Below are 6401 nucleotides of genomic sequence, written 5' to 3' on the forward strand. Positions count from 1 at the left end.
ATGCCAAGATCAGTAAACGCAGTTGCGCGTAGAGCGCGTAGAAAAAAAATAATGAAACAAGCCAAAGGTTACTTTGGCCGTAGAAAGAACGTTTGGACAGTTGCCAAGAACGCGGTTGAAAAAGCGTTAGTATATGCTTACAGAGACCGTCGCAATAAGAAAAGAACCTTCCGCGCCTTGTGGATCGTTCGTATCAATGCTGGGGTTCGTCCTTATGGATTGTCTTATTCTAAGTTTATGGGAGCTCTTAAAGCTAATAATATAGAACTTAACCGTAAAGTTCTTGCAGACTTAGCCCTAAACCACCCAGAGGCTTTCAAAGCAATTGTAGAAAAAGTAAAATAGACGTTTAATCAAAGAAATATCTGTTAGTAAAAGGCTATCCTACAAAAGGATAGCCTTTTTAATATTATAGGTCAATCTCTACTTGGTTGCGCAGTAAGTCCTCAAGGGTTTCTGCCTTGCGTATGAGCTTGGCTTGCCCATCTATCCAGAGAACTTCCGCTGGGCGAGGGCGTGAGTTGTAGTTGCTGGCCATGGTGTAGCAGTAGGCACCTGCATTCCTAAAACAGAGGATATCCCCCTCGGAGATTTCGGCAATTTGTCGGTTGGAGGCAAAAGTATCTGTCTCACAGATGTAGCCCACCACCGAGTAAAAACGCTTCTTTCCCTCTGGGTTAGAGATGTTTTCTATAAAGTGAGTAGCCCCGTAGAACATAGGGCGAATCAGGTGATTGAAACCCGAATCAATTTGTGCAAAAACAGTAGAGGTAGTTTGCTTGACGACATTGACTTTCACCAAGAAAAAGCCTGCTTCACTGACCAAAAATTTCCCAGGCTCAAAAGCCAAGGTCAGGTTCCTCCCATAGAGCTTGCAGAATTCCAAGAAGCGCTGGCTGAGCTTCTCTCCCAGCTCCTCTATATCTGTCTGAATATCACCTTCTTTGTAGGGCACCTTAAAGCCACTACCAAAGTCAATAAACTTCAGTTCCCTAAAGTGCTTGGCCGTATCAAAAAGAATTTCAGCAGCATAGAGGAACACATCTATATCCAAAATATCGCTACCTGTGTGCATGTGAATCCCATTGATGTGCATCTTAGTATTTTCCACAATACGCAGAATGTGAGGTATTTGGTGAATACTGATACCGAACTTACTATCTATATGCCCTACTGAAATCTTGGAGTTGCCCCCAGCCATGACATGTGGATTGATACGAATACATACAGGTATCTGTGGGTGCTTACTACCGAATTGTTCCAAGATGGAAAGATTGTCTATATTAAGCTGTACTCCCAGAGAAGCAGCCTCCTCGATCTCCTCCATAGAAACCCCATTGGGAGTGAAGATAATCTGTTCGGGGGCAAAACCCGCATGCAGGCCTAGCTTGACTTCCTGTATAGAAACCGTATCCAAGCCTGCCCCTAGCTTTCGCATAAGCTTAAGAATAGAGACATTGGATAGTGCTTTCATCGCATAGTTGATTCTAAGGCTGGGCACAGCGGCAAAAGCCTTGGTAAGTCGCTCATACTGAGCGCTGATTTTGTTAGCATCGTACACATACACAGGACTTCCATAGGTATGTACTACAGAAAGTAAATCTTTGACTTCCATAGGAATAGGGGTTAATGGGTTTATCGGGACAAAGATACAATTTTAAAGTAAAAAGTAAAAGGTAATGGGTAAAAGATTTAAAAAAATTACTCATTAGTGATTCATCATTGCTCATTATTTCGTATATTTGCACAAAGTTAATCCTATTATGAAGACCTCTACTAAGTATATATTGCTGTCTTTGTTGGTAGAGTTTGTGCTCTTTTGTCTTTTTATGCACTATGTAATAAACCCAAAGTCAAATACTTACGTTACAGCAATGGGGGCTATACGTACCTATGCAGTCATTACAGCCCTTTATATACCTACTTTTGTATTGGCTTATTTTGTGGGACAAAAGGTAAAATTCCACCTCTATAGCAGGCTCAAGAACTTTATCTTAGGGGTAGTGCTTATTTCCGTTTTTTACATCACTACCTTTTGGTTTACCATGATGGGAGCTACTTATGTTCTCTGTCCTGAGCATGATCGGCGCTATTGTATGGAGATCATTCAAGCGGTGGTATTCCTCTATACAATAGATGGAAAAGGAATATGTTTGTTTGTCTTTGTAGCATTGCTCTTGGCAGGAGGGCTAATGACCATCTCCGCTAACTCCATAGAAGAATCAAAGACCAATGCTGATAATACCTAACTTATGGATTCTATAAAATACCCTATAGGTGCTTTTGAGCTTCCTAAAGAAATTACTCAGAAGCACATAAACACTTATATAGAAGAGCTTAGGCGCTTTCCTTATTTGTTAGAAGAAGCGGTAAAACAATGTCCGCCTAATATACTCAACCTTACCTATAGAGAAGGAGGCTGGACAATAGCCCAGATAGTACATCACTTAGCCGATGTGAATATGAATAGCTTTATTCGTTGTAAGCTTGCCCTAACGGAAGAAAATCCTATCGTAAAACCCTACGAAGAAACCTTGTGGGCAGAGCTTCCTGAGGCAAGAGACTTTTATATAGCACCTTCTTTGTATATCATAAATGGAGTACATTGGCGCTGGTGGAAGCTCCTAAGAGCTCTCGCTCCAGAGGATTTCGAAAAGACTTACCAACATCCACAGAGTGGGCAAAAAGTGTCTATAAAGCAGGAAATAGCCAAGAGTGTGTGGCATGGCAAGCACCATTTAGCCCATATTGAGTTGGCTAAAAAAACTTAAAATAATCACTAACAACTAATAACTTATACAAATGAAAAGAAGATTTATTTATCAAGATGCCAAATCGGATAAGTTTTGGGATATTGATTTTGAGGGTACTACCCAAACTGTTGTTTATGGGAAAACAGGTACCGCAGGGCGAGAAGCCGTAAAAGAATTTGCTACAGCTGACCAATGTGCTCAAGAAAGCGAAAAGCTAATCCTCCAAAAACTCAAAAAAGGCTATACCGAACTCAAGGAGGGCGAAGCCGCTCCTGAGAGAAAAGAGTACTCCGAAGAAGAAAAAGCCGATTATTTCTTCTGGGAAGCTATAGAAAAGAGCTACAAATACAACAAAAAAGACAGGGAAGCCTATGACTTGGACGAACATATAGAGAAACTTACTACTTATCTGGCCAAATATAGTGAGGAAAAGTTACTTCTCTTTCAAAAAACCTTAGAACAGAAACTAATTTCCCTTTATACTGCTCCTATAGCCGAACTCTATATCATTCTTGGCAACGAGTACGAGAAAGAGGGGGATACCTATAGCTTTGATGGCTTTATCTCCGACGATGGTTTCCTCTATTTCCGTTGTTGGCTGCTACTCAAGGGCAAGGAATTCTATGAGGATATCACCAAGGATATAGAATCCTTTGTCTCAGGCAAATACCATTTTGATATAGCAGAGACTTGGGCAGAGGATCTCCTCTACGTAGCCGATGCGGCCAATCAAGAAGTGCGCCCTGATAGTGATGAGGATATCATTCGCGATACAGCAAATGAAAAGTGGCCTGAGCTGAATTATGACTTTGGCGAATTTGCTATGGACAGAGAGCCTGAAAGTGGGGCAGCGCTACAGAAGATGTACCCCAAATTAGTGGCTGAAATTATGCCTATCCGTTAGTAAATAAATTCTTTAATAAAATAGTGATATTCTTTAAAAAGTAGTACCTTTGCCACCAGATATGGAAAAACAAGAAAGATACGACAGAGCCTATATGCGTATGGCACAGGAGTGGGCAAAACTCTCCTATAGCCAGCGCAAGCAAGTAGGTGCTATCATTGTCAAAGACCGTATGATTATCTCCGACGGTTACAATGGTACCCCCACAGGCTTTGACAATTGCTGCGAGGATGCCCAAGGGGAAACCCTGTGGTATGTACTTCATGCTGAGGCCAATGCCATTCTCAAGGTAGCAGCCTCCACCCAGTCTTGCGCAGGAGCAACCCTCTATATCACCATGTCACCCTGCAAGGAATGCAGCAAACTCATACACCAGTCGGGCATCATCCGTGTGGTGTACAAGGAAGCCTATAGGGATACCAGTGGCTTAGAGTTCCTGCAGAAGGCGGGCGTGGAGATCGTGCATTTGCCCCAGACAGCACATGATGAAACCTATCAATAACTTGTTTTTTCTTTAGCCATGGCCTTAGTACTTGAATGGGACTTTGAGCAATACCAAGAAGGGGAATGCCTTATTGCGCTGCATACCCGATTTGAGCCATGCAAATTGGCTTATTGGCTGAATAAAATACTGGATATTCGCCTCAGGCGTGCCATCAATGACTTATATGATAAGGATTCCGATGCCCTCTTTGCCCTTTTTTCTTTTTCCTATGAGCAGGAAGCAGAATGGCACCTAATAGCCAATAGAGTACGCACAATGACCTCTGTAGGGCTATTTACACAAGTGGAAGCATATCAGTTATTTATCAAAGAGCTACCCCAAGTGGATTACTTCCTTAGAATCAACCCTTGTGAGCAAAGCCAGGATTATGTGTCTTTATTGAAAGCGCAATATTTTATAGATCTTGCCTATGAAATACCACTGTTTCCAGAAGGCAAGCTTACCTATAAGGAGCAGAGAAAACTCAATGAAATCAAAGCAAAATTAATATTTTAAAAATTTATATAGTATGATAGGACGAAAAAAAACAAAAATAGTAGCTACCTTAGGGCCTGCTACCGATAGCCCTGAAATTCTCAAAAGTATGATCCTAGCGGGCGTGAATGTATTCCGTATCAACTTCTCTCATGCAAACTATGAGGAGGTGAAACAACGCATCGCTCAAGTACGCGCCATACAGGAGGAACTCAATACTCATGTAGCCCTCTTAGGTGACTTACAAGGCCCTAAACTGCGTGTAGGTGTCATGGAGGACGATGTAGTGGTAGAGAATGGCGACCAAATCTCTTTCGTTACAGGAGAGCCTTTCGTAGGGAATAAGGAGCGCGCCTATATGAACTATACCCAGTTCCCTCTCGATGTGAAAGCCGGCGAAAGAGTACTTTTGGACGATGGTAAGCTCATCTTTGAAGTGGTATCTACCAATGAAAAAGATACTGTAGTGGCCAAAGTGCTACAAGGAGGGGTACTCAAGTCCAAAAAAGGAGTAAACCTACCTAATACCAACATCTCCCTACCAGCTCTTACTGAAAAGGATATCAAGGATGCCATCTTCGCCATAGAACAAGAGGTAGATTGGATTGCTCTTTCCTTTGTGCGCCATGCCAAAGACATAGAAGACCTTAAAAAACTCATCAAAGCACATACCACTGAGGAGATTCCGATCATTGCCAAGATAGAAAAACCAGAGGCATTGGCCAATATAGATGAGATCATCGCCAATTGCCAAGGACTCATGGTCGCTCGTGGCGACTTGGCTGTGGAGACGCCAGCACATGAGGTGCCACTACGCCAAAAAGAATTGGTACGCAAGGCCAAAGAAGCACGTATTCCTGTGATTATCGCCACCCAGATGATGGAGACCATGATAGAGAGCCTTACTCCTACCCGTGCCGAGGTCAACGATGTAGCCAACTCTATCATAGACGGAGCCGATGCGGTGATGCTCTCCGCCGAGACCTCCACAGGGAAATATCCAGTACAGGTCATCGAACGAATGTCTAGCATTATCAACAGTGTAGAGGATTCCAATTTTATCAATGTACCTCGTATCCCACCTGTACGTGAAGGCAATGAACGTTTTGTCACTCAGTCTATCTGCTTGAGTGCTGCCAAACTAGCCGACGATATGGATGCCAAGATCATTTCCACCCTTACTGGTAGTGGTTATACGGCATTTCAGGTATCTGCCTTACGCCCAAGTGCTCATATCTTGGTCTTCTCCTCCAACCGACGCCTACTCACCAAGCTGAGTCTGTTATGGGGGGTAACCACCTACTACTACGACCGTTACGTATCCACCGATGAGACGATAGAGGACATCAACCGTATTGCCACCCGCGAGGGACACGTACAAGTAGGCGACATCGTCATTAGCCTTAGCGCCATGCCGATCAGTTACCAAGGCCGCGTGAATACGGTTCGTGCTACGCAGATATTAGCATAAAAAATGAATAAAGAAAAGTAAATTCCTAATTTATAATCAGGGAGGCTGTCTGAAGATTTTTTCAGACAGCCTTCCTTATGCTATAGCATTGCCATCTGTATTCAGCAATTTAGCTGAAAACCTATCTCCTAAATCTTTAAAAACTCAAAAAATAGTGATTTTTTATACAATCTTCAAAAATAGATATAATCTCTTCGATAATATTTTTTCTTTGAAAAAACAATTGTTTATACAAGTTAAAATTTTAACACATCTAATCACTAACCACTGACCACTAATCACTGACCACTATTG

Annotated in this window: 8 protein-coding genes; 7 read left to right on the forward strand and 1 reads right to left on the reverse strand. The window is 42.4% G+C overall.

Annotation, left to right across the window (positions count from 1 at the left end; all coding sequences use genetic code 11):
• On the forward strand, positions 1–345 hold the full coding sequence (gene rplT, locus HMPREF1154_RS07590) for a 50S ribosomal protein L20 (RefSeq protein ID WP_016419247.1): 345 nt from the start codon (positions 1–3) through the stop codon (positions 343–345).
• Positions 346–409: 64 nt separating this feature from the next.
• Here the strand turns inward: rplT and lysA are convergent, their stop codons facing one another.
• Positions 410–1615: a diaminopimelate decarboxylase gene (gene lysA / locus HMPREF1154_RS07595; RefSeq protein WP_009641998.1), complete on the reverse strand. Its 1206-nt coding sequence runs from the start codon at positions 1613–1615 to the stop codon at positions 410–412.
• A gap of 148 nt (positions 1616–1763) precedes the next feature.
• Between lysA and HMPREF1154_RS07600 the strand changes: the two genes are divergently transcribed.
• The 6 genes from HMPREF1154_RS07600 to pyk all read left to right on the forward strand — a co-directional run bounded on the left by HMPREF1154_RS07600 (position 1764) and on the right by pyk (position 6107).
• Positions 1764–2249 carry a hypothetical protein gene (locus tag HMPREF1154_RS07600; protein ID WP_232211985.1) on the forward strand — a complete coding sequence of 162 codons (486 nt, stop codon included), beginning with the start codon at positions 1764–1766 and terminating at the stop codon, positions 2247–2249.
• Between the two features lie 3 nt (positions 2250–2252).
• A complete protein-coding gene (locus tag HMPREF1154_RS07605; RefSeq protein WP_009642002.1) occupies positions 2253–2771 on the forward strand; it encodes a YfiT family bacillithiol transferase in 519 nt (172 codons plus the stop codon).
• A gap of 31 nt (positions 2772–2802) precedes the next feature.
• Complete coding sequence (locus HMPREF1154_RS07610; protein ID WP_009642009.1) at positions 2803–3657, forward strand: DUF4240 domain-containing protein; 855 nt, start codon at positions 2803–2805, stop codon at positions 3655–3657.
• 61 nt (positions 3658–3718) lie between these two features.
• Entirely contained in the window at positions 3719–4159 is a 441-nt protein-coding gene (locus tag HMPREF1154_RS07615; RefSeq protein ID WP_009641966.1) for a deoxycytidylate deaminase, read from the forward strand.
• Positions 4160–4177: 18 nt separating this feature from the next.
• On the forward strand, positions 4178–4657 hold the full coding sequence (locus HMPREF1154_RS07620) for an IPExxxVDY family protein (RefSeq protein ID WP_009641968.1): 480 nt from the start codon (positions 4178–4180) through the stop codon (positions 4655–4657).
• Between the two features lie 13 nt (positions 4658–4670).
• Complete coding sequence (pyk, locus tag HMPREF1154_RS07625) at positions 4671–6107, forward strand: pyruvate kinase (RefSeq protein ID WP_009641950.1); 1437 nt, start codon at positions 4671–4673, stop codon at positions 6105–6107.
• Positions 6108–6401 lie beyond the last annotated feature (294 nt).

The organism is Capnocytophaga sp. CM59, from assembly GCF_000293175.1.
Taxonomy (GTDB): Bacteria; Bacteroidota; Bacteroidia; order Flavobacteriales; family Flavobacteriaceae; genus Capnocytophaga; species Capnocytophaga granulosa.